General features: G+C 65.1%; 23 protein-coding genes and 1 pseudogene. 17 read left to right on the plus strand and 7 right to left on the minus strand.

Annotated elements, in window-relative coordinates; genetic code table 11:
- Positions 1-29: 29 nt before the first annotated feature.
- Together N788_RS14485 and N788_RS14140 are read left to right on the plus strand one after the other, a co-directional pair.
- Positions 30-1,286 carry a DUF6161 domain-containing protein gene (locus N788_RS14485; protein ID WP_152560310.1) on the plus strand — a complete coding sequence of 419 codons (1,257 nt, stop codon included), beginning with the start codon at positions 30-32 and terminating at the stop codon, positions 1,284-1,286.
- 385 nt (positions 1,287-1,671) lie between these two features.
- Positions 1,672-3,672 carry an ATP-dependent nuclease gene (locus tag N788_RS14140; protein WP_084695805.1) on the plus strand — a complete coding sequence of 667 codons (2,001 nt, stop codon included), beginning with the start codon at positions 1,672-1,674 and terminating at the stop codon, positions 3,670-3,672.
- A 40-nt stretch (positions 3,673-3,712) separates the two neighbouring features.
- On the opposite strand, the gene N788_RS00595 is transcribed toward N788_RS14140, so the two are convergent.
- Both N788_RS00595 and N788_RS14490 read right to left on the minus strand, forming a co-directional pair.
- Complete coding sequence (locus tag N788_RS00595; RefSeq protein WP_034219947.1) at positions 3,713-3,946, minus strand: hypothetical protein; 234 nt, start codon at positions 3,944-3,946, stop codon at positions 3,713-3,715.
- Positions 3,946-4,113, minus strand: a pseudogene (locus tag N788_RS14490) (TFIIB-type zinc ribbon-containing protein); the annotation flags it as partial. The gene N788_RS00595 and the pseudogene N788_RS14490, both read right to left, overlap by 1 nt.
- Before the next feature lie 198 nt (positions 4,114-4,311).
- On the opposite strand from N788_RS14490, the gene N788_RS00600 reads away from it, so the two are divergent.
- Positions 4,312-5,337, plus strand: a complete 1,026-nt coding sequence (locus N788_RS00600; RefSeq protein ID WP_152560311.1) for a M50 family metallopeptidase — start codon at positions 4,312-4,314, stop codon at positions 5,335-5,337.
- A gap of 181 nt (positions 5,338-5,518) precedes the next feature.
- The gene (locus tag N788_RS00605) at positions 5,519-6,322 is read left to right on the plus strand and encodes a cytochrome c (protein WP_160171897.1); all 804 of its coding nucleotides are present in this window, start codon (positions 5,519-5,521) and stop codon (positions 6,320-6,322) included.
- An 88-nt stretch (positions 6,323-6,410) separates the two neighbouring features.
- Here the strand turns inward: N788_RS00605 and N788_RS00610 are convergent, their stop codons facing one another.
- On the minus strand, positions 6,411-7,964 hold the full coding sequence (locus tag N788_RS00610; protein ID WP_034219955.1) for a winged helix-turn-helix domain-containing tetratricopeptide repeat protein: 1,554 nt from the start codon (positions 7,962-7,964) through the stop codon (positions 6,411-6,413).
- Between the two features lie 191 nt (positions 7,965-8,155).
- Here N788_RS00610 and N788_RS00615 point away from each other — a divergent pair, with 191 nt between their 5' ends.
- Positions 8,156-8,380 carry a tautomerase family protein gene (locus tag N788_RS00615; RefSeq protein ID WP_034219958.1) on the plus strand — a complete coding sequence of 75 codons (225 nt, stop codon included), beginning with the start codon at positions 8,156-8,158 and terminating at the stop codon, positions 8,378-8,380.
- Between the two features lie 16 nt (positions 8,381-8,396).
- On the opposite strand, the gene N788_RS13665 is transcribed toward N788_RS00615, so the two are convergent.
- Positions 8,397-9,311 carry a TolB family protein gene (locus tag N788_RS13665; protein WP_051924196.1) on the minus strand — a complete coding sequence of 305 codons (915 nt, stop codon included), beginning with the start codon at positions 9,309-9,311 and terminating at the stop codon, positions 8,397-8,399.
- Between the two features lie 192 nt (positions 9,312-9,503).
- Between N788_RS13665 and N788_RS00625 the strand changes: the two genes are divergently transcribed.
- Complete coding sequence (locus tag N788_RS00625; RefSeq protein WP_034219960.1) at positions 9,504-10,856, plus strand: MBL fold metallo-hydrolase; 1,353 nt, start codon at positions 9,504-9,506, stop codon at positions 10,854-10,856.
- Positions 10,857-10,912: 56 nt separating this feature from the next.
- Here N788_RS00625 and N788_RS00630 read toward each other — a convergent pair whose 3' ends face one another.
- The gene (locus tag N788_RS00630) at positions 10,913-11,398 is read right to left on the minus strand and encodes a VOC family protein (protein WP_034219962.1); all 486 of its coding nucleotides are present in this window, start codon (positions 11,396-11,398) and stop codon (positions 10,913-10,915) included.
- Between the two features lie 62 nt (positions 11,399-11,460).
- Between N788_RS00630 and N788_RS00635 the strand changes: the two genes are divergently transcribed.
- A complete protein-coding gene (locus N788_RS00635; RefSeq protein ID WP_211250664.1) occupies positions 11,461-12,399 on the plus strand; it encodes an alpha/beta fold hydrolase in 939 nt (312 codons plus the stop codon).
- A gap of 15 nt (positions 12,400-12,414) precedes the next feature.
- Here N788_RS00635 and N788_RS00640 read toward each other — a convergent pair whose 3' ends face one another.
- On the minus strand, positions 12,415-12,846 hold the full coding sequence (locus N788_RS00640; RefSeq protein ID WP_152560312.1) for a hypothetical protein: 432 nt from the start codon (positions 12,844-12,846) through the stop codon (positions 12,415-12,417).
- A 142-nt stretch (positions 12,847-12,988) separates the two neighbouring features.
- On the opposite strand from N788_RS00640, the gene N788_RS00645 reads away from it, so the two are divergent.
- From N788_RS00645 to N788_RS00660, 4 genes are all read left to right on the plus strand, one after another.
- A complete protein-coding gene (locus tag N788_RS00645; protein ID WP_051924197.1) occupies positions 12,989-13,366 on the plus strand; it encodes a cupin domain-containing protein in 378 nt (125 codons plus the stop codon).
- Positions 13,367-13,369: 3 nt separating this feature from the next.
- Positions 13,370-14,602 (plus strand): cation:proton antiporter, encoded by a 1,233-nt coding sequence (locus N788_RS00650; protein ID WP_034219967.1) that lies wholly within the window; start codon positions 13,370-13,372, stop codon positions 14,600-14,602.
- A gap of 15 nt (positions 14,603-14,617) precedes the next feature.
- A complete protein-coding gene (locus N788_RS00655) occupies positions 14,618-15,040 on the plus strand; it encodes a cytochrome c oxidase assembly factor Coa1 family protein (protein WP_034219970.1) in 423 nt (140 codons plus the stop codon).
- A 246-nt stretch (positions 15,041-15,286) separates the two neighbouring features.
- The gene (locus N788_RS00660) at positions 15,287-16,450 is read left to right on the plus strand and encodes a N(5)-(carboxyethyl)ornithine synthase (RefSeq protein WP_034219973.1); all 1,164 of its coding nucleotides are present in this window, start codon (positions 15,287-15,289) and stop codon (positions 16,448-16,450) included.
- Positions 16,451-16,483: 33 nt separating this feature from the next.
- Here N788_RS00660 and N788_RS00665 read toward each other — a convergent pair whose 3' ends face one another.
- Entirely contained in the window at positions 16,484-17,284 is an 801-nt protein-coding gene (locus N788_RS00665) for an MBL fold metallo-hydrolase (RefSeq protein WP_051924198.1), read from the minus strand.
- A 117-nt stretch (positions 17,285-17,401) separates the two neighbouring features.
- On the opposite strand from N788_RS00665, the gene N788_RS00670 reads away from it, so the two are divergent.
- The 6 genes from N788_RS00670 to N788_RS00695 all read left to right on the plus strand — a co-directional run bounded on the left by N788_RS00670 (position 17,402) and on the right by N788_RS00695 (position 22,823).
- Positions 17,402-17,992 (plus strand): TetR/AcrR family transcriptional regulator, encoded by a 591-nt coding sequence (locus N788_RS00670; RefSeq protein WP_051924199.1) that lies wholly within the window; start codon positions 17,402-17,404, stop codon positions 17,990-17,992.
- Positions 17,993-18,095: 103 nt separating this feature from the next.
- Complete coding sequence (locus N788_RS00675) at positions 18,096-19,520, plus strand: circularly permuted type 2 ATP-grasp protein (protein ID WP_034219977.1); 1,425 nt, start codon at positions 18,096-18,098, stop codon at positions 19,518-19,520.
- Positions 19,520-20,461 (plus strand): alpha-E domain-containing protein, encoded by a 942-nt coding sequence (locus N788_RS00680; protein WP_034219980.1) that lies wholly within the window; start codon positions 19,520-19,522, stop codon positions 20,459-20,461. Before N788_RS00675 ends, N788_RS00680 begins: the two co-directional genes overlap by 1 nt.
- A gap of 2 nt (positions 20,462-20,463) precedes the next feature.
- Positions 20,464-21,279: a transglutaminase family protein gene (locus tag N788_RS00685; RefSeq protein WP_034219982.1), complete on the plus strand. Its 816-nt coding sequence runs from the start codon at positions 20,464-20,466 to the stop codon at positions 21,277-21,279.
- Positions 21,280-21,306: 27 nt separating this feature from the next.
- On the plus strand, positions 21,307-22,050 hold the full coding sequence (locus N788_RS00690; RefSeq protein ID WP_034219984.1) for a proteasome-type protease: 744 nt from the start codon (positions 21,307-21,309) through the stop codon (positions 22,048-22,050).
- Between the two features lie 11 nt (positions 22,051-22,061).
- Positions 22,062-22,823 (plus strand): hypothetical protein, encoded by a 762-nt coding sequence (locus N788_RS00695; RefSeq protein ID WP_034219986.1) that lies wholly within the window; start codon positions 22,062-22,064, stop codon positions 22,821-22,823.
- The last annotated feature ends 1 nt before the right edge of the window (position 22,824 follow it).

Genomic DNA, 22,824 nt, shown 5'->3' on the forward strand with positions numbered 1-22,824 from the left:
TTAGCGTTCGACTGCAAGAAGAGGTTGATGTGACTGAGAATCCAGCATTTCATCTCAATGTGGAAGTTGGACTCCAAGAGCCAATTACCTTCGACACCCCGGGGAAATTCTCGCATTGGATACAAAGTGAGGCATCCCACTGGAAGCCCTTTAGTGAGGGCGGCGGGTACCACGAATCAGATGTGGTCGGGGATTTGGGGCAGCGAGGATCAGCGGAGCATGCGGCCGAGTGGTCAAACTATGCAGAGAGGGCAGAGCAGGCTGCATCAGCCTCTGATGCAGTCCGTGAGACCCTCATCTTCAGCCTCGCAACTGAGGTCTCTGAAAGGATACTTGCACACGAAATTATCTATTCCAGGAGCCAGCTGGGTTTTCGCATCATCTCGCTATTCGAGGTCGATGAGGCCGCCGCTAGAGTGCTGGTTGCAATAAGTACTGGTAGAGATATCAGTCGCGTCATACATCCGAGTAATCTTCGGCGCTTGTGGCGATCGATACCTAGAACACTTCTGGCCGGTAGCGAAGAGTCTCTGCGCACACATGCCGCACAAGGGGTTCGAGATATCGAATTGAGCGTCGCTGGCGCTAGAGATAAAGAGGAGGGCCTGGGGCGCACGTTGCGTCAAGCTAAGGAGGCCACTGCTGCAATGGCAGAGGATGCCGAAGTTTTGCTTAGAGAGCGACTAGAAGTCCTGAAAAGCGAAGCCGATGAGTTCCTGGGCAGTGTTCAGGAGGAGTGGACGGATCTTCGCGCGACCTATGACACACAGTTGGCCTTGAGAGCACCAAGGAACTATTGGAACGATCGCCGAAGGTCTCATCGTGTTGGTGCATCTATTTGGGGCGCGCTAGCCGCAATATTTGCACTTTTTATTGCATTTAGACTCGTACCACACGCTTCAGAAATGCTTATCGCAAAGTCGGCCACAATCGTTATTTCGGGGGCCACAAAATTGGATCTTGGTGTCATCCCTTTTTTACCCGAGCTATTTCAGATTGCTGTCGTCGGGTTCTTGTGCTTGTGGGCGCTCCGATTTTCGGTTCGGCAGGCCGCTGAACACCTCGGTCGACTTCAGGAAGCATCCATCCGGGTAACCATGGTGGAAACGTTCCTGGCGCTCTCGAACCCTAACCAAGAGAATCGAGCACTGGTAGACGAAGCGGACAGAGCCGTAATCGTTCAAGCCCTATTTCGCCCGGGGCTGGGTGAGGGAATCGATGATGCACCGCCAGTCCACTGGATCGAGGATGTCTTTCGCCGACTTCGGAAGCCATCTGACAGGTAGCCGTTTGTCGAGTTGCTGCTCTGTGACCGTCAAAATTCTCGCCAACCTGTGAACGCGGTAGGGCGCTGATCGGCGTGGAAGCGGGTAGGTGGGCGCCGTAATGGCCTACTCAGAATCCTTCCGATGGCCAAGAACGAGTCTCTGTTGCCTCTTTAGCTAACAGAAGGGGCAGGGAGGGATTAAGCCAGGCTCGATCGAGGCCCCCAAGTGCTCGCTGAGAATTTTTCAGCGCACCGCGCTTGACCTTCAAAACATCCTCACCGCGTATCTGGAGGTAGTGGAGACGATTCCATCATCTACCGCCATGGCTGCGGTCGGCCTAACCCACCGATCGGCTCGCTTACCGATCTGTCTCGAAATGAAATGCTGCTGAGGAAGGGAGTCGATGCAACTTGAGCGTGCGCGAATCAAGAACTTTCGGTCACTACGGGACGTGGAAGTGAACTTTGGCTCTCATACAGCGTTTGTCGGCGGTAACGGAGCGGGAAAGTCATCAATTCTAAAGGCAATTGAGAGGTTCTATTCGACCTCAAAGACGTGCGATCCCGACGATTTCTTTGGTCGTGATCAGGCGCAGGCGATTGAGATTGAACTGACGTTCCATCAGCTCAGCGAGCAAGAAGACGAAGCATTTGAGGGTCGAGTTCGCGAAGGAAAGCTGGTCGTTACTCGAATCTTCGATGGCGGTCCTTCAAGTGGGCGCTACCTCGGCGTGGTGCCACAGAATCCTGACTTCGTAGCGATTAGAGCGCAGTCAGCAGCTACCCCAAAGCGTGCTGCCTACAACACTCTTCGCGATGACCCGCAATACACCAACTTACCCATCGCGGGCAGTGCGGCAGCGGTAGATCAGGCGCTTCTTGAATGGGAAGCAAACCACCCAAATCAACTAGTGCTGTTGCACGACGACGGTCAATTTTTTGGATTCCAAAACAATAGCCGCGGAAAGCTTCAGCAGCATACAAGTTTTGTTTTTGTGCCGGCAGTGCGTGAGGCGTCAGCCGATGCGGCGGACGGCAAGACAAGCGTTATCGGGAGGCTTCTGGAACTAGTAGTGCGCAGTCAGATTCTCCAGCGAAAGGATGTCCAAGCGTTCAAGGCACAAATGACTCAAGCCTATCAGGCACTAGTTTCTGCCGAGAACATGCCTGAACTCGGATTGCTGGGTGAAACGCTAACTACCGACTTGCGCGAGCTATACCAGGACGCTGAAGTCACGCTGCGCTGGCGTGAGGTAGGCGAAATGCCGGTCCCGCTTCCAATGGCGGACGTGCTCCTCAAAGACGATGGATTTGGTGGTCCCGTGGATAGGCAAGGTCACGGACTGCAGCGCGCATTTATTTTCACTCTGCTACAGCATCTCGCGCGCACAGCAGTGCCAGACTCCGAAAATGCTCGCGCGGATGACGAAGCTGGTTCGGCTGCAGTCGTCGATGGCGAGGCGCAAGCACCGACCCTCATATTGGCGATCGAGGAGCCCGAGCTGTACCAGCATCCGACCAAGCAGCGGCATTTCGCAGAAGTTTTGCGGGGCCTTAGTAGTGGCACGCTCCCAGGAGCTCACGGTAAGACGCAGATCATCTTCGGGTCGCATTCACCGATGTTTATTTCAATGGGGAAGGCCGACGAGGTTCGACTTGCGCGTCGCGCTCCATGTGCGGACAGTGAGTTCAAGCAATGCAGCCTGCAAGCCCTGGATCTCGATGTCGTAGCTAAGACACTAGAGCGTGGTTGGAGGAAGCCCGCCGGCACCTTCAGTGCGCAGACGCCGATGCCACGGCTTCATATTCTTGGCATTGAATTGTCTGAAGGATTCTTCGCTAGTGGGGTCATTCTAGTTGAAGGGCGGAGCGATAAGGCTGCGCTAGAAGCAACGGCGAGGATGCTGGGTGTCAGTTTCGAGGCTGCGGGCATTGCCATTCTGTCGGCTGAAGGGAAATCCAATCTTGATCGCCCTTATGTCATATTCCGTGAGCTTGGGATTCCTACTTTTATATTGTGGGATTGTGATGGTCATCTGCCAGAAAACAAAAGGTCACCGGGCACTGATCTTGCGTTGATAAGGCTGGCCAGCCCAGGCGCTGAGTTTGATGCAGCTCCTAGCACTGATTTCGTTGGTGATTGCTACGCACATTTCAGAGAAACATTGGAGCTTAAGCTTGAGGATGAGTTAACTCCTGATGTCTACGCGGCCTGCCTTGCCGAAGCTTCTGAGCCTTTCGGCGTGTCGCCGGGGCCAGACACTCGGAAGATTCCTGAGATCGTGTATCAGACGCTCCTCAAAGCAAGGGATAGAGGCAAAGAGAGCCAAATGCTCCAAGATATTGTGCGAGCCGTTTGGCGCTTTCTTCGAGGAGAGGAAATCGCTGAGCCGCCAAAGAACTAGCTTGGTCAGTGTCGCCACATTTGTCGTTAGCTGATTCATTTCACCCGCTCCGATACGCCCGCACATTGTCCCCAGCAATCCGCATCTTCCGCGTTCCCTCTACCTCGCTCACCTTGTGATCCGGCCGCGTAATGGGCTCGGCGTCAACGGTCGTCTCGCGCTCGAAGGCATGCGACTTGTCGGTATTGCGGTAGTAGCGGTTGATGGCCCAGTACAGGCCGGCGGCGCCGGCGGGGTCGAGGGCGAGTTGCCAGAGTCCACTGGCGTCGCTCATCAGTTCATTCCTATCAGGGCGGCGATGACGGCCGGTTCAGTGAAGGTGCCGATGGTCAGTGCGGCCATCAGCAGCTTCCAGCGCTGGATCGGGATACTGCCCATGGATTCGCCAGTGCGGCCGTTCACTGCAATGTAGCGCAGCATGTGGCCGTTGGCGTCGGGCTGAGCGGCGTGTGGTCCATTGGCGGCCAGCCGCGATCTGGATAATCAGGCGACCCTGACCGACAATCTCGACAGCCCCAGCTTCCCCGGAAGTCCATGAATTCTCCTCAGTCTCCCGTTTTCTGGACGCCTGGCGCCTGGCTACGGAGTCTCTCTCATCTGATTCTGTGGGCCGGGGTGGTCATCGTGATGGGGCCGGTCATGCGCGAGGTGATGCCGGCCGTGCGTGGTCTGGAGTACCGGCTCCTCGCCGGGCTGAGTCTCTTTCTGGGTTTGGCTTTGCTTGCGTTGGTTCTCCATGAGCTGGGTCACTACCTGGCCGCACGGTGGCAAGGCTGCAGGGTGCTGAGTGTGCATCTGGGGCCGGTTGACCTGCGGCCGCAGCGGGGTCGTTGGCAATTTCGGTGGGTTGGCAGCGCCTCCTGGCTCTCCGGTGCGGTGATGGCGCTTCCTCGCATGGACAAGCCCTTTCGTACGCAGATGCTCTGGTACGTCAGCGGCGGCTCCTTGGCGGGTTTGCTGGTAGGTGCCTTGGCCGCATGGGCGGGCTGGGCAGGCGGTGATGCCGATTGGGCGGGGGTCCTGACGGGCTTCGGCGTTATCAATGTGCTCATCGGGGCCGCCAACTTGCTCCCTCTGGGCCCCATGACCGACGGAACGCAGCTTGTCAGGCTACTCAAAGGTATGGATCTGGGTCAGCCCGGCATGGAGGCGATTGAACTGAACATGCGGGCAATGGAAGGACAAACCGCAGACGAAATGCCCGAGCACCTGATGGAAGGACTGGAGCGTGAATCACCGCCGATGGCTCTCTGGTTTCGCACCTTCGCCGCATTGAACCGTCAGGACTGGGACGCCGTGCAAGCGCAGAGTGATTGTCTGGACGCCTGGGAGGCTTCCCTGGGTCGGTCGTCCCGTCCGGCTTGGGCTGTTTTCATAGGAGTTCTCCGCGGAGAGATGCGGTTCGTCCGGGGATTGCAGGGTGCCGGGTTTGTACCGGAAAAAGACGATGCTTTGCGCCGGGAGATTTGTCGGCTGCGTCCAGGTGTGGAAGACAGGCACCTGGCCTTGGTTCATGCGCTGGCAGGGGACACGGTCAAACGTGACAACGCGCTGGAGCGAGCGGAGCGGGAGTCCGAGTTCAACCCGGACCCTGCGTCACGAAAAACGGAACAACGGCTGCGGAACCTGGTTCGCAACCTTCCCATTGCCGAGAGGGCTGCCTGAGGGCCTGGAATTTTTCATTGACCGTTCTGGTCATGGCCAAGGCGAACGCCGCCTAGCGACCGGCCGGTCAGGGTGGGGCCGTCGTGCCTCAAATTCCCGGTGAGCTGAAGGCCGGTTGCGGGTTTGTCCAGCGTTTCACTTAGGATCGTGGCGGCTGGTGGAGCAGGCTATGGGTGCCAGAGTGGTTTGCGTATGGCTGGTCGTCGGGCTGGTGTCGGCCTGTACCTCGCAGGCACCCGAGGCGCCCGCAGTCGCCGCTTCAACCCCGGTCGCTTTGGGGCCGCCAGGCGATCCGGTAGAAGGCCTGCGTGTCGCCACTCGCGTCGGTTGCAACGGCTGCCACGGCGCCGACGCCGCCGGCCGGGTGTTCTTGGAGGACCCGGCGCAGGGCCTCATCGTCGCGCCCAACCTCACCGAACGGCGCCACCTCTACACCGACGACGGCCTGGCGGCCCTGCTGCACGAAGGCCGCACGCACGATGGTCATGTTCCCTGGAGCATGCCCATCCAGATGTTCCAGCACCTCAGCCACCAGGAGGTGCGGGACATCACCGCCTGGCTGCGTTCCTTGCCCGACGTCGCCGGAAGCGCCCCGGAAGCGTCCGCCTGGTCGCCGGAGCTCACAGCCACCATTGCCGACGGCAGCCACGAGTGGCTGCCCGACATGAAGCCCAGCCCGGGCAACGTGCCGCCCGCCGCACCGCCGACCGAAGGCCTGGCGCTGGGCCGCCACTTGGCATTCACGAGCTGCAGCGAGTGCCACGCCTGGGATCTGAACGGCTGGGGCGGCCCCACCGATGCGCCGAACCTGGTGGTCGCCAAGGCCTACACATTGGAGCAGTTCACTCGGCTGATGCGGACCGGCGAGGTCGCCGCGGGCGGGCAATCGGCCAGCGGCATGATGAGCAAGGTGGCGGCGTCCCGTTATTCGGTTCTGACGGACGCGGAGATCGCAGCGCTCAAGGTCTACCTCGACAGTCGCTGATGACCCTGGTGATGCCGAACCGGTGGGCGGGTTCGGTTAGGGTCATGCGGCAGTGGTGCAACCGTTCTTGATCGCCGACGGTCGCGTTTCAGTAGCCAAGCGAGGAAAGCGCTCCCGTCACGCGGGCGCGGGCTTTTTCGGACTGCATCGGAAACGCCCGGAAGAAGTCTTCGCTGCGCAGCGTCGGGTTGCGCGACGTTACGTTTTGCACCCAGGCCTGTGCCTTGGCAGGGTCGCCCGCCAGGCTGTTCGCCACCGCGGCAATCATGGCGATGAGCACGTGCGCCCCCGGCGAGCGCGCGGCGCGTTCCGCCCACGCGGCCGCTTCGGCATCTTCGCCTTGCACCATATGCGTGAACGCCCGCGTACCCACCATCGCGTAGTGCATCGGGTCGAGCGGACTCAGGCGCATGGCCAGGTCCACATGCTCGCGGCTTTCCAGGCTGCGGTCGGCCAGGGACTCGGCCCAGGCGCGGGCGTACAGGCCCTGCGCGTAGTGCGGGCTCAATGACGTCGCCCGCTCCAGCCAGCCCAGGCTGGTCTGCAGGTCGCCTTCGAGCCAGAAGGTGCGGCCCATGGCGAAGTTGACGAAGGGGTCGAGGGGGTCGAGCTCCACGCCACGTTCGGCGAAGCGGCGGGAGAGGGCGGTTTCGCCGGCGATGTCTTCGCTGTGCCGGAGGAAGGCGCTCTGGAAATGCACGAACGACAGCCCGGCGTGGGCGCGGGCGAAGTCCGGGTCCTTGGCGATCGATTGCTGGAACAGCGCCAGCGCCGCCGCATTGTCGGTGCGGTTGAAGCGGTACATGTGCTGCAGGCCCAGGTGGTAGGCCGCCCAGGCGTCTAGGTTTTCGGTGACCGACAGCCGCGCCAGCGTGGCTTCGTGGGCGGGGATGCGGATCTCCAGCGCCGAAAGCGTTTGCGTGCGGATCTGCTCGCGCAGCGCGTGCACCTCGTCCACCGGCAGGGTGAAGTGCTCGGCCCAGACCACGCCGCCGGTGCGGGTGTCGGTCAGTTCCACCATCGCCGTGAGTCGCGGCCCCGCCTGTTCGACGGTGCCGGACAGGTAATAGCGCACGCCCAGCAGGCGACCGATTTCGCCGGGGTCGGCTTCGGCGCCGCGCAGGCGGAACGAGGACTCGCGCGCGGTGACGAACAGCCAGTGCAGCCGGGCCAGGTCGGCGATCAGTTCGTGGGCCAGGGCGTCGGCCAGGGGCGCGTAGGGGCCCAGGACGCCCAGCACCCGGAAGGGCAGTACGGCGATCGAAGGGCGGGCCGGTGTCGTGGGGTCCTTCGCTTCTTTCGGTGCGGCGATAGTAATCGCGGGCTCGGACCCCACCACCCGCGCCTCGGCCACGAACCGGAAGCCCCTACGCTGCAGCGTGCGGATGAGACGCTGGCTGCGGCCGTCGTCGCCCAGGGCCTGGCGCACGCTCTTGATGCGGCTGTCGATGGCCGACTCCGACACCACGCGGCCGTCCCACACCTTGTCGATGATCTCGTCGCGCGACACCACGCGCTCGGCGTTGGCCACCAGCAGCGCGAGCAGGGCGAACACCTGCGGTTCCAGCGGCCGGACGACGCCCTCGGCCCGTAGCTCGAGCTTGGCCAGGTCCAGTTCGAAACCGTCGAAGCGGTAAATCATCGCCTGAGTATAGGCCTGCGATGGTCGCCGCCGGCCGGGGTTCGTTGGCGCCCCGGCAAACCTCCAGAACTTCTCCAGGAAATCGCCAAGCCTGCGACCGGGGCGGGTGGTGAACTGGCCTCCGCGGCATCCACCCCCGGGTGTCGCCACTGGAACCCCATCGCAAGTTTTACCCTCACAAGGAGATCCCCATGCCCCTGGTCACCATCGACGTCATCAAGGACGTCTTCACCCCCCAGCAGAAGCAGGCCCTGATCAAGCAGGTCACCGAAGCGGTGGTTGCCGTCGAAGGCGAAAGCCTGCGAGGCGTCACCTGGGTACGCATCAAGGAGTTCGAAGGCGGCGACTGGGCCATTGGCGGAAACGCCCTGGCCGCGGCCGACGTGCACGCCCTGGCCAAGGCCAACGCCGCCTGAGCCTTGGTGCGGCGGGTTATTCCAATAACGCTTCGAGCAAACCGGTGCCGGCCTGGTAAAGGTCCGCCGACCCTTCGGGGTCGGCGGGACCCTCCGGTCCCTGCCGCTGGCTGGCCCAGCGCAGGTGTTTGCCGTTGGCGGTGAAGGCCGGCGTGAAGTCCATGCCAGGCTGGTTGAACGGCGCCGACAGTCGGACCGCCGCCGACCAGTGCCCGCCCTCGCGCCGGACAGCGAACAGGTCCGGCTCGCGGCTGTCGCCCCGAATGCTCCAGAACAGGGCCAGCTGGCCGTCCGGCGAGAAGGTCAGGTCGCCCTGCACCAGCCCGTCGTTGAAGGGGGCTGGCATGGCCTCGGGGGCGTCCAGGCCCGTGTCGGTCACGCGTGCGCGGTAAAGCGCCATCTGCGCCGGGCCGCCGGGGCGCGTGCTGTTGAACACCAGCCAGCCTTGGTGCAGTTCAGGGCCCAGCTCCTCGCCGGGGCTGGACGCCATGGCGAGGTGCTCGGGTTCGCCAATCCGGCCATCGGTCACGGGTGCGCGCCACAGGTCCAGGTCCTCGCGGCCCGGCTCACGGGCGGCGGCGGGGCGGCTGGACACGAAATACAGCCAGCGCCCGTCGGGCGTCAGCCAAGGATCGGAATCGCGCCAGCGCGGGTCGGAAAACGGCGCCGGCTGCGGGTCGCTCCACTGGCCATCTTCTTGCCGTGCCACCCAGACCCGGGAATCACTGAAGTCGCCACGGCTGGAGCGTCCGAACACCAGCAGCTGCTCGCCCGCATCCGTGGACAGGTTGTAGTCGTTCGCCAGCGTGGACAACCAGCCTGCGCCCAATCGGACCACGGCGGGGTCATCGGGGAACACGCGGTTGGCGCCGGCCGCACTCGCGGTGGCCAGGGAGGCAGCGAACAACAGGATCAGGCGGGCGCGGGCCATGGAAGCAGGGCGGCTGTGGAAAGGCGCGCAGTCTCGGGCATCGCAGCGGCCGGGACGCCTGCCGGAGGTCAGGGTGCCGACAGGGGCGACCCGACGGATTCAGGTTTTGGTGATGCGGGGCTGGGTACAGTGATTTGAACCCCGACGCATCGGTTCGCGCCGATCCCGCTGTTTCCTGGCAAGGAGGACGAGATGCTGCTCGAGAAAATCAAGACGCCTGGCCTGTCCCATCTTTCCTATCTGGTCGCTTCTGGCGGCAAGGCGGCGGTCATCGACCCGCGCCGCGATTGCGAGTGCTACCTCGACATGGCACGTGCCAACGGAGTCGAGATCACGCACATCTTTGAAACCCACCGCAACGAAGACCTGGTATCGGGCGCGCCCATCCTCAAGGCGCTGACCGGGGCCCGCGTCCTGCACGGCCCCAACGCCGGCGGCAAGGTCACCTACGCCGAAATCGCCACCGAAGGCGATGAATTCGACATCGGTCAGCTGAAGATCCGCGTGCTCGAAACGCCCGGGCACACCGACGACCACCTCGCCTTCGTTCTCCACGACACCGCTTATCCCGAAGGCCCGGTCGGCGTGTTCACCGGCGATGCGCTGTTCGTCGGCGACGTCGGCCGCACCGATTTTTATCCCGACCGCAAACGCGAAGTGGCGGGTCTGCTGTACGACTCCCTGCAGAAGATCCTGGCACTGGGCGACCAGGTGATTCTTTACCCGGCCCATGGCGCCGGCTCGGTGTGCGGTTCCGGCATGGCCGAGCGCGAGTTTTCCACCCTGGGCCACGAACGCGCCAACAACCCGCGCCTGCAGTTCAAGAGCCGCGAGGCCTTCATCGACTTCAAGGTCGGCGAGAACCATTACCAGCCGCCTTACTTCCGGCTGATGGAGCGGCTCAACCTCGAAGGCGGCGAGCCGGCGCCGCGGGTGCTGCGGCCGCGGCGGCTGACGCTCAAGGAACTCGACGACGTGGCGGCGGACCATCTGGTTGACGTCCGCGAACCGCTGGCTTATGCGGCCGGCCACCTGCGTGGCGCCATGAACCTGCCCGTCGACATGATTCCGGCCTTCGCGGGCTGGTTCATCGGTGAAGGCGAACGCGTGGCCCTGGTGGCTTCCAGCGAAGACCAGCTCAAGGCCGCCATGACCCATCTCGTGCGCATCGGCCTGGACGACGTCGCCGGCGGCTATGTCGGCGTGGTGCCCGCCGCCGCGCAGGGCCACGACATGCGCTCGGTCCCGATGATCGGAACCGACGAGGTCAGGCAGCGCCTGGATGCGGGCGACGCGGGCTGGACCATGCTGGACGTGCGCGACGCCGACGAGCGATCGGAAAGCGCCATCGACGGCTCGATGCATATCTACGTCGGCGAACTGCACACGCGCTACCGCGAGCTCGACCCGGCGCGGCACTACACCCTGATGTGCGCCAGCGGCATGCGGGCCACGGTGGCCGCAGGTTGGCTCGCCAGCCGGGGCTTCGACACGCTGGACGTCTACCTGGGCTCGATGGGCGCCTGGAAGGCCGGCCGGGGCTGAGGGCGCGAAAGCCCTCCCGACGCGCAAGGCCTACCCGGCCGACAGAGCTTGGCTGACTAGCCAGTCCCCCGTCGCGCCGCCTCGATGGCGGCCACGTCGATCTTGCGCATCGTCTGCATCGCCGCGAACGCCCGCTTGGCCGCCGCGCGGTCCTTGCTGGTGTAGGCCTCGGTCAGCACGCGCGGGGTGATCTGCCAGCTCAGCCCCCACTTGTCCTTGCACCAGCCGCAGGCGCTTTCCTGGCCGCCGTTGTTGACGATGGCGTTCCAGTAGCGGTCGGTTTCCTCCTGGTCGTCGGTGGCAACCTGGAAGGAAAAGGCTTCGCTGTGCTTGAAGGCCGGGCCGCCGTTGAGGCCCAGGCAGGGAACGCCGAGCACGGTAAACTCGACGGTGATCACCGCGCCCTCCTCGCCGGACTCGTAGTCGCCGGGGGCATGGTGCACGGCCTTGACTTCGCTGTCGGGGAAAGTGGCCGCGTAGAAGGTGGCGGCTTCCAGTGCGTCGCCGTCGTACCACAGGCAGATGGTGTTCTTCGGGATCATCGGTACGCTCCTGGATTTGCCGGAGGGGCCATAATGCCGCCCTCGATAACCGGTTTTCCAGAATGCGCACGCCCACTCCCACCGTCTTCCGCCCCCTGGCCCACCAGGCCGCCACCGCCTGGATGCAGGGGCTGGCGTCCGGGAGCCGGGTGACGGGTTTCGAGGACGCCGCCAAGTTCGTTCTGCCGTTCCAGGGCCATCGCCTGAAAGCACGACGTGGGGGCAAGGGACCGGCGCTGTGGCTGGTGCACGGGTTTCCCACGTCCAGCCGAGATTGGCGCAGCCTGTGGCCGGCGCTGGCCGAGACGTATGAGCTGTTCGCACTGGACATGCTGGGTTTCGGGCGCTCGCCCAAGCCGCGGCGCTTCAAATATTCCATCGTCTCTTCAGCCGACCAGTGGGAGGCGCTGGCTGCCGCCACGGGCGTGCGCGAGGTCGCGGTGCTGGCGCACGACTACGGCAATACCGTGGTGCAGGAGCTGCTGGCACGCCAGCGCGAGGGCCGGCTGGGCTTTCGGATCACCTCGGTGGTTTTCCTCAACGGCGGGCTGTTCCCGGAAGCGACCCGGCCGCTGCTTGTCCAGCGCCTGCTGGCCAGCCCGCTGGGGTGGCTGCTGGTGCGCTTCACCGGCGAACGCCGGTTCACGGCCAGCCTGCAGCGCATCTGCGCACGGCCCTGGCCCAAGGGCGAGCTGGCCGAGGCCTGGGAACGGCTCAGCCAGGACGGGGGCAGGGCGGTGATGCCCAGGCTGCTGCGCTACATCGCCGAGCGACGCCGGCACCGCACACGCTGGGTCGGCGCGCTGCAACAGGCGGACGTGCCGCTGGCGCTGATCAATGGCCTGGAAGATCCGATCTCCGGCCGCAGCATCGTCGCCCGCTGGCGGGAACTGCTGCCGGACTCACCGGTGTTCGAACTGCCGGGCGTGGGCCACTATCCGCAGGTGGAGGCGCCGGACGATGTAGTGGCGGCGTTCCGCGAGTTCACCCGGCGCCTGTAGCCGCAAAGGGGGTGGCTACCTCCTGCAATCCACGTCGAACCGCCCCTCGGCCTGCTTTTCGATGCCTCGCATCGTGCCGGTGAAGTAGCCCGCGCCCTGTACCCGTTGGCGCTCGATCTGGAAGTTCATGCTGGCGTAGGCGGTCCAGTCGACCGTGCCGTCAGGCTTCTTGACGCTGGCGCCGGTCGGCTCCTGATTGCCGTTGTAGTCGATGACGATCTCGACCGCTTCGTCATCGGCGGCGTGGCCGGCGATGGCCACCACCGGGCCGGGGAGGACGCTGCACTGGACGTCCGCAATCACTTCCCAGGTACGGCCGTCGATGGTGATGGTGCCGGCCTTGTGGGGGCCGGTAGCCTCAGTCGGCGCCGGTTCCGGGGCTTGCTTGCATCCACCGGCAAACGTGGCGATCAACAGTGCTCCAAAAAATGCGTTCGTTCGATTCATGGCGTCCTCCGTTCAGGGCGACAGCCTACCGCGACCAAGCTGCCGCCAACCTGTACGACCGGCGGAGCCACCCAGCTCTTGGAGAAATGCAGGCCGCCGGTGCACGATGGCGCAACCGGCTGCATGCCGAGCGGAGTCGCCCATGAATACCGTCCGTGCGCCAAAAGCAATCGCCGCCTCCCTGGTCGACCTGTGGTCGCCCCACGTCATCGCCGAAATCGACGACAGCTACGTCAAGGTCGCGAAAGTGCAGGGCGAGCTGGGCTGGCATGCCCATGCCGACGAGGACGAGTTGTTCTTCATCCTGCACGGCCGGCTGCGCATCGAGATGGAGGCCGGCAACGTGGAGTTGGGCGAGGGTGAGCTGTACGTGGTCCCCAAGGGGGTGCGCCACAACCCGGTGGCCGAGCAGGAATGCCACATCATGCTGGTCGAGAGAAAGTCGACCTTGCACACAGGCGACCAAGTCACTGACAAGACCCGCAGCGTGGCCGAGCAGCTGCAAGGTTTGGGGTCGTAGAGCGTGGACGCATACGAACTGGCGCTGTTGCTTGTCGGCCTCGCCCTTCTCGGCGCCGCCTGGGTGCCGTACCTGACCAAGCGCAATCCGCTGACCTTCCCGATCCTGCTGGTGGCGGTGGGCGCGCTGGTTTACCTGCTGCCACTGCCGATGCCGGTAGTGGACCCGGTGCGCTTTCCGTTGGTGGCCGAGCACCTAACCGAGCTCACCGTCATCGTCGCCCTGGTCAGCGTCGGCCTGCGCATCGACACCCGCTTTGGCTGGCGGCGCTGGGCGCTGACCTGGCGGCTGCTGGGCATCACGATGCCACTGACCATCCTGGCCGGCCTGTGGCTGGGCCAGGCCTGGATGGGCTATGGCGTGGCCACGGCGATGCTGCTGGGCGCAGTGCTGGCGCCGACCGACCCGGTGCTGGCCGGCGACGTGCAAGTGCACGGGCCCGGCAAGGGCGGCGAAGACCCGGTGCGCTTCGGGCTGACCTCGGAAGCCGGGCTCAACGACGGCCTTGCCTTTCCCTTCGTCTGGCTGGCGGTGGCGCTGGCGCAGGCCACGGCGGGTGAGCCGTTGGACTGGACCCGCTGGCTGCTGCTGGACGTGCTGTGGCGCGTGATCGGCGGCGTGGCCATCGGCTGGCTGGTCGGCTACGCGCTGATGCACCTGATCTTCCGTATTGAAGACCAGCCGCGCCTTTCCGGCAGCGGCGAAGGCCTGATCGCGCTGGCGATCACCCTGATCGTCTACGGCGTGGCCGAGCTGTGCCATGCCTACGGTTTCCTGGCGGTATTCGTGGCGGCGCTGGTGGTGCGGCAGAAGGAACGTGACCACGACTACCACGACGTGCTCGACTCCTTCGCCCAGCAGTGCGAGAAGCTGCTGATGGCGGTGATGCTGCTCTTGTTAGGCGGCGCGCTCGCCAGCGGCATCCTGTCGGAGCTGACCGGGCGCGGCATCGTGTTCGCACTGGTGTTCGTGTTGCTGGTGCGGCCGGTGGCCGGCTGGCTGGGCCTGATTGGCGCCGATCTGTCGCGACGCGACCGCTGGGGCATCGCCTTCTTCGGCGTCCGCGGCATCGGCTCGCTTTACTACCTGGCCTTCGCGGTGAACCACGCCGACTTCTACGACGCCCGTGAGCTATGGGCGGTGGTCACCCTGGTGGTCGTGTTCTCGATCCTGCTGCACGGCCTGACGGCCAGTGGGGTGATGGGGTGGTTGGACCGGCGGCGCAAGCGCGCTTAGTTCGAGGAACCGGTAATGAAGACTGAAAGCGGCGATGTCCAATGGTTGAAGCGCAACATCAAGTGGGTACTGCTCCTGGGCTTCCTGGGCACGGTGATGATGGTTTCAGCCGCCGTCGCATCGATTGCGTATATGGTCATGTCCGCCTTCAGGGCTTCGGATCCGTACGTCTACGCGCTGTCCGAGGCAAGAGGGAATGAAGTCGTCGTCGCCGCGCTCGGGGATCCGATTGACGAAGGCTGGCTGGCGACAGGCAGCATTACTTCATCGAGCACATCGGGAACGGCTTCGCTGGCCATTCCCATCGCCGGGCCCAAGGGCGGGGCCACGATCTACGTGGAGGCACGCAAGTCTGCCGGGGCCTGGAAATATCGCGATCTCGTCGTTGAACTTAAGCCAAGCGGAGAACGGATCGACCTGCTCGCAGCCGACGAGTGACTGTCCCGCAGGCGTGCCCGGCCCGTTTCCCGTGACCACGCGTTCGCATCGCATGAGGCGCCGGAACAGGTGTTCGCCGCGTACCGAATAACAACTCAGTAAGGAAGCGGGGCGTACTGTGGTCCGGCAGCAGATGCAGGCTGGTGACCCCCACCCAGTAGCGTGATGCTGCATCCGGCTCCGGCCCCACGCGTTCCGCCGCACCCTATGGGGTCGCGGGCGGCGTGCCTTACCCAGGCCAAAGCCATGTCCCTTACGCCCCAATCCCTTGGCATCGTCGGCAGTTCCCGCAAGCCCGACGAGCGCCGCTTTCCCGTGCATCCCGACCACCTGCCGCGCCTGCCTGAAGCCGTGCGCCGGCTGATGGTGTTCGAGACCGGTTACGGCGAGGCCTTTGATATGTCCGATGCCCAGTTGGCGTCCCAATCGGGCGGCGTGGCACCGCGCGCGGCGCTGCTGGCGGAGGCCGGCACGGTGGTGATCGCCAAACCGACGGTGGCCGACCTGCAGGAAATGCGGGTGGGCGGCCAGCTGTGGGGCTACGTGCACTGCGCCCAGCAGCGCGCCATCACCCAGGCGGCCATCGACCGCAAGCAAACGCTGATCGCCTTCGAAGACATGTTCGTCTGGGGGCCGGATGGCCGCGTCGGCCGCCACACCTTCTACAAGAACAACGAAATGGCCGGCTACTGCGCCGTGCTGCACGCGCTGGCGCTCAAGGGCATCGATGGCCACTACGGCAACCAGCGCAAGGTGCTGATCTTCAGCTTCGGCGCGGTCAGCCGTGGCGCGATCTACGCGCTCAAGGCGCACGGCTTCCGCGACATCACCATCTGCATCCAGCGGCCCGACCATGAAGTGCGCGAGGAAGTGCTCGACTGCCACTACGTGCGCCTGGAAACCGGCCTGGCCGGCGAAGCCCGCATGATGGTGGTCGAACACGACGGCAGCCGCCGGCCCCTGGGCGAGCTGATCGGCGAAGCCGGCATCCTGATCAACGGCACCTTCCAGAACCCCGCCGCCCCGATCGACTTCGTCACCGAAGACGAAGCCGCCTGCCTGCGTCCGGGCAGCCTGGTCATCGACGTCAGCTGCGACGAGGGCATGGGCTTCTACTTCGCCAAGCCCACCAGCTTCGCCGACCCGATGTTCAAGGTCGGCACGGTGGACTACTACGCCGTCGACCACACCCCCAGCTACCTGTGGGAAAGCGCCACGCGCTCGATTTCCGCGGCGCTGGTGGTCTACATGGAATCCATGGCCCGCGGCCGCGAGGGCTGGGAACACGACGCCACCTTGCAGCGTGCCCTGAACATCGATCGTGGCGTGGTGCAAAAGCCGGGCATCCTGGCTTTCCAGGGCCGCATGGCGACCTATCCACACGGCCCCGTGGCCCAGGCGGCGGCCTAGCTCACCAGGCCCTGCCGATTGGCTCCGTTCCGGTCACGCCATCGCCATTTCGCCCAGCCCCTGCGCGGCTCGCGCCAGAACCGCTGCATCCAGTGCCTGCATGTCGGCCGGGAGTCGCTCGTTGGCTGCCAGTGCGGCCTTGGGCAATCGGCCGGCGGTGCGCGTGCCGATGGGCAGGTGTGCGGTCATCAGCAGCGAAGGCGCGAGCTTTTCGATGGCGCCGAAGCGACGTTCACGCAGCGCGGGGTCCAGGTCGGCCTGCCACGGCGCGTCGAGGGCGCCCCAGGCCACCATGCCGTTGCGCAGCGTGGTTTCGTCGACGTCGTCGAGGTTCGGCGTGACGTCGGGCAGCACGGCGCCGAAGCTGTCAACGGTGTACATGGCGCCGGCGTCGTCGATGAAGCCCAGGGTCTCCGGGGCATCGTAGATGGGCGGGCGCACGGCGCGCAGGCGGCGGTTGCCCAGGGTCAGTTCGTCACCCGGCATCACCACCTGGGTGCGGGAGACGTCCATGCCCGAGAGGCCCAGTTTGGCCTGGCCCAGCACGCCCACCAGCACCCGGGCGCACGGCGCCAGCTCCAGGATGCGCTGCAGGTTGCCGGTGTGGTCGGGGTCGGTGTGGCTGAGCCAGATCCAGTGGATGTCGGCGGGGTCGACCACGCTGCCCAGGGCGTCGATAAAGGCGTCGCCGAACATGCCCATGCCGGTGTCCACCAGCATCGGCTCCCGCCCGGCGTGCAGGTAGGCGTTGTTGGCCAGCATGCCCAGGCCGGGAATGGGCGCCCAGCTGGGCAGGGCCCACCAGCCGGCGCTTAGCGCCTGGGGCGGGGTCATGAGGGGGGCGAGGGTGACGGAAGTCATATTCAATGAACAGGTGTGTTTAGGGAAGGGCAGCCTATTGGCGACCGCCCGGTCTTGTCAATACATTCGGTGAACAAATATGATTACCGAATGACACAAAAACGCAGATACAAGATGGGGCGCCGCGCCCAGGCGCAGGAGGAAACCCGCCAGCGCATCGTCGAGGCCACCATGGCCCTGCACGAGGAGGTGGGCCTGCGGGCCACCAGCATCTGCGCCATCGCCGAGCGCGCCGGCGTCCAGCGGCTTACCGTCTACCGGCACTTCCCGGACGATGCCGCGGTTTTCTCCGCCTGTACCGGGGAATGGAGCCGGCGCAATCCAGCGCCCGGGCCGGAGCTATGGCAGGGAATCGACGATCCGGCAAAGCGCGTTTCCGCGGCCCTGGCCGCGTACTACCGCTACTACGCCGGCACCCATCGCATGTGGTCGGTTGCGCATCGCGAGGGTCACGAAGTGGCCGTGGTTCGGCAGGTCCTGGTCGAATACGACCAGTCGCTGGCCGCGCTGGCCCGCTCGCTGGCGCCTGGCCGACGGGGTAGCAAGGCATACAAGCGTTCGGTAGCGACGATCCACCACGCGCTGTCGTTCCCTGCCTGGGAGCTGATGCAGCGCCAGGGCCTGGATGACGGCGAAAAGGTGGCGCTGGTCGCCGGCTGGCTGGTCGGCGCTACGGGCTGATCCGGAAGAATGCCCCGATGGGGGATACCCTCATCTTAAATTTGCGTGAAGCGTGAAAAACGCGGGGTGTTACCCTGAGCCTTCAGTCGCCGAAGGAGCCAGGATGCCGCAGCAACCGCCGCCGTTCGACGAAATGGGTTGGCCCGACGCCATCCGGCCGCCTTATTCGCTGATCGATGCCTGGCTCAAGTCCGCCACGGCCGATCAATTGGCGCTCAAGCGGCGCGAAGCGGAAGTGCTGTTCCGGCGCATCGGCATCACCTTCGCGGTGTACACCGAGGGCGGGGACGCCGAACGCCTGATTCCTTTCGACCTGATCCCGCGCGTCATGGCCCAGGCCGAATGGCAGCGGCTTCGCAAGGGCCTGGAACAGCGCGCCAAGGCGCTCAACGCCTTCCTGCACGATGTCTACCACGACCGCGACATCATCCGCGCCGGGAAGATTCCCGAGAAGCTGATCCTGCACAACGCCGAGTTCCGCCCGGAAATGAACGGGCTGGACCTGCCGGGCCACATCTATTCGCATATCTCGGGCATCGACATGGTGCGCACCGGGCCCGACGACTACTACGTGCTCGAAGACAACTGCCGCACGCCCTCGGGTGTGTCGTACATGGTCGAAAACCGGGAAGTGATGCAGCGGCTGTTCCCCGACCTGTTCCGGCGGGCGAGGGTGGCGCCGGTGGCGCATTACGCCGACGAGCTGCTCGAAACCCTGCGCTCGGTGGCACCGCCGAACTGCCACGGCGAACCGACCGTGGCCTTGCTGACGCCGGGCATCCACAACAGTGCCTACTACGAACACGCCTTCCTGGCCGACGAAATGGGCATCGACCTGGTCGAGGGCGCCGACCTGATCGTGCGCAACGACATTTGTTACATGCGCACGACGGCGGGCCTGGAGCGCGTGGACGTCATCTACCGGCGCATCGACGATGCCTACCTGGATCCGCTGGTGTTCCGCCCCGAATCGATGCTTGGCTGCGCCGGCCTGCACTTCGCCGAGCGCGCCGGCAACCTCACCATCACCAATGCCATCGGCGGTGGCATCGCCGACGACAAGGCGGTGTACATCCACGTGCCCGAGATGGTGCGCTTCTACCTGGGCGAAGAGCCGCTGCTGAGCAACGTGCCCACCTACGACTGCAGCAAGCCCGACGAGCTCAAGTACGTGCTCGAGCACCTGGACGAACTGGTCGTGAAGGCGGTCCATGGCTCCGGCGGCTACGGCATGCTGGTGGGGCCGCACGCGAGCAAGGCGCAGCTGCAGGAGTTCCGCGACCTGCTCAAGACCAAGCCTGAAACCTATATCGCCCAGCCGACGCTGGCGCTGTCCACGGTGCCCACCTTCGTCGAGTCCGGCGTCGCGCCGCGCCATGTCGACCTGCGGCCGTTCGTGCTGTCGGGCAGCGACAAGATGCGCGTGGTGCCGGGCGGGCTGACCCGCGTGGCATTGAAGGAAGGCTCCCTGGTGGTCAATTCGTCGCAAGGCGGTGGCACCAAGGACACCTGGGTGTTGGAGGAGTGATGCTCGCACGTACCGCCGGCGACCTGTTCTGGCTGGCCCGCTACATGGAGCGGGCCGACTACGTGGCGCGCCTGCTGCAGGTGGCCGGCCACATGAACGCCGTGCGCGTGGACGACGACCGCAGCAGCGAATGGGAATCGGCCATCGTCGCGGCCGGCTGCCTGGAGAGCTTCAACGAGGCCGGCGACACGCCGGACGAGGAAAGCGTCATCCGCTTCCTGGCCTTCGACCGCAGCAATCCCTCGTCCATCGTCAACTGCATCGATACCGCCCGCCGCAACGCGCGCTCGGTGCGCACCTCGCTGACCACGGAGATGTGGGAGGCCGTGAACGTGGCTTCGCAGGAACTGGGCAGCTTCACCGAGGGCCCGCTCGACGCCGACCGCCTGGCCGAGTTCCTTGAGTGGGTGAAGGCGCGGGTGGGCCTGTTCCACGGCGTCTGTTCGAACGGCATGCTGCGCCGGGACAGCTTCTGCTTCATCCGCACCGGCCAGTTCCTCGAACGGGCCGACAACACCGCCCGCCTGCTGGACGTGAAGTACCACGTGCGCCTGCCCGACGTCAGCGACGTCGGCGGCGTGGTGGACTACTACCAGTGGCTGGCCATCCTGCGCGTGGTCGGCGCCCGCCGCGCCTACCGGGTGCTGTTCAAGGGCCGGGTGCAGCCGGCGCACGTGGCCGAACTGCTGATCAAGCGCACGGTGTTCCCGCGCTCGCTGGCTTTTTGTTACGAACAGATCACCCAGCACCTGGACGCCATCCAGGCCCAAGACCCGGACCTGGCCGCCGACGCCCGGCGCCAGGCCCATGCCATGTACGCCCAGCTGCGATTCGCCCGCATCGAGAAGGTGATCGAAGACGGCCTGCATGAGTACCTCACCGACGTCGTCGACCGCACCCGCGACCTCGGCTCGGAAATCGCCAAGGGACATTTGTTCTGACCATGTTGCTGACCCTCTTCCACGATTCCCATTACCGCTACGCCGATCCCGCCTGGGGGGTCGCGCAGGCCTTGCGGCTGTGGCCCGCGCCCAGCGGCAGCCAGACGGTCAAGTCCTGGCGCGTGGACGTCAACGGCAAGCCGCTGCGCTCGACCTCGGTGGACGGTCTCGGCAATCCGGTGGCCAGCCACGCCATCGATGGCCCGGTCACCGAACTGCAGGTCACCGTGCGGGGCCAGGTGCAGACCCACGACCGCAGCGGCGTGCACGGCGACGACGCCGGCGGCCTGCCGCCGATGTTCTTCCTGCACCCGACCCCGCTGACGGCGCCATCGCCGGGCATCTGCAGCCTGGCCGACGCCGTGGGCGGGCAGGGCAGCACGCTCGAGCGCCTGCACCGCCTGGTGCAGGCCGTGCGCGACAAGGTCGACTACGTGCCCGACACCACCCACGTCGGCACCGTCGCCGCCGAGGCCTTCGAGGCCGGGCAGGGCGTCTGCCAGGACCACGCCCACGTGCTGATCACCGCGGCCCGCCACCTGGGCGTGCCGGCGCGCTACATCAGCGGCTACCTGTGCCCGATGGAACAGGAATCGGCGGCGGCCAGCCATGCCTGGGCAGAGCTGTTCATCGAGGGGCTGGGCTGGGTGGGCTTCGACCCGGCCAACCGCGTCTCGCCCGACGAGCACTATGTCCGGGTGGCCTGCGGCCGCGACTACCACGACGCCGCCCCCATGCGCGGCGTGCATCGGGGCGGTGGCGAGGAAACCCTGGACGTGGACGTCCGCATCACCCAGGGCACGCAGGGTGCACAATAGGCGTTACCCGCTTCAAAGGAGTCTCGCGTGACCTATTGTGTTGGCTTGCTGCTCGACAAGGGCCTGGTAATGCTGGGCGACACCCGCACCAATGCCGGGTTCGACAATATTTCCTGCTTCTCGAAGCTGCAGAAATTCCACGTGCCGGGCGAGCGCCTGATGGCGACGCTCACGGCCGGCAACCTGGCGATCTCCCAGGCGGTGCTCAATCTCGTCCAGGACGGCTTGCCCGATCCGGAGACCGGCAACGTCGAAACCATCTATACCGTGCCCACGATGTTCCGGGCTGCCGCCCTGCTCAGCGAGGCGGTGCGCAAGGTGCACCGCACCCACGGCGAGGCGATGAAGCAGCAGGACGTGTCCTTCGACGTATCCATCATGCTTGGCGGGCAGATCGCCGGGCGCACCCTGCGCCTGTTCCACATCTACGCCGCCGGCAACTTCATCGAAGCCACCGCCGATACGCCGTACCTGCAGATCGGCGAGCACAAGTACGGCAAACCCATGCTCGACCGCGCCGTCACCCGCGACACCAGCCTGATCGAAGGCGTGAAGCTGGCGCTGATCTCGATGGATTCCACGCTGCGTTCGAACCTCAGCGTCGGCATGCCGCTGGACCTGCTGGTCTACCAGAACGACAGCATCGACGGCGTCGTCGAGCAGCGCATCAATGAAGGCGACAAGTACTTCGAGATGATGCGCACCGAGTGGTCCAAGGGTCTTACAGAAGCGCATACGCGCATCCCGCCGCCGGATTGGCTTTCGCCCTAGGAGGCAGCACCATGGAGAAACTGGCCGACACCTTCTGGAACATCCGGGGTGTGTTCCGCGTCGTGGGCGTGCTCAACATCGGCACGCACATGTCCGTGGTCAAGCGTGACAACGGCAAGTTCGTGGTCATCGACGGCTGCGAGCTCGACGACGCCCAGCGCGAAGCGTTGCTGGCCCTCACCGGCAATGGCGAGAAGGTCGAGGCGGTGATGCACGTGCATCCCTTCCATACCCTGCACGTGGAAGCCACGCACCAGCTGTTCCCGAAGGCGACCCTGTACGGCACGGCGCGCCACCGCCAGAAGGCGCCGTCGCTGCCCTGGTCGGGCACGCCGGTCGAAGACTGGGGTGACGACCATCCGCTGGCCGACACCTTCAACCTGTCCGTGCCCGAAGGCGTGCACTTCGTGTCGGCGGACGAGCGCGTGCACGTGGCTTCGGTGCTCGTGCGCCACCGGCAAAGCGGCATCGTGCACGTGGACGACACCTTCAACGTGATGGCTGCCTCCGGCACCCTGGGCAAGATCCTTCCGCAGTCTTCGCTGCGCATGCACCCGATGCTGTCGCGTGCCCTGAAGCAGGAGCCCGGGGCCGCCGACGCCTACGCTGGCTGGGCGCGCTGGCTGGCCTCGGCCTGGTCGAAGACATCGATAGTCTGCGCCGCCCACTCGGCGGTACGCGAACTGCCGCCTGGCGGCTTCAAGAAGGAAGTCGAAGACGCGCTGCAGAAGGTGTCCGGCGTGCTCGACGGCCACCGCCGGCGCTACGGTTAGC

Origin of the sequence: Arenimonas donghaensis DSM 18148 = HO3-R19, assembly GCF_000743535.1 — a bacterium.
In the GTDB taxonomy this organism is placed as follows: Bacteria; Pseudomonadota; Gammaproteobacteria; order Xanthomonadales; family Xanthomonadaceae; genus Arenimonas; species Arenimonas donghaensis.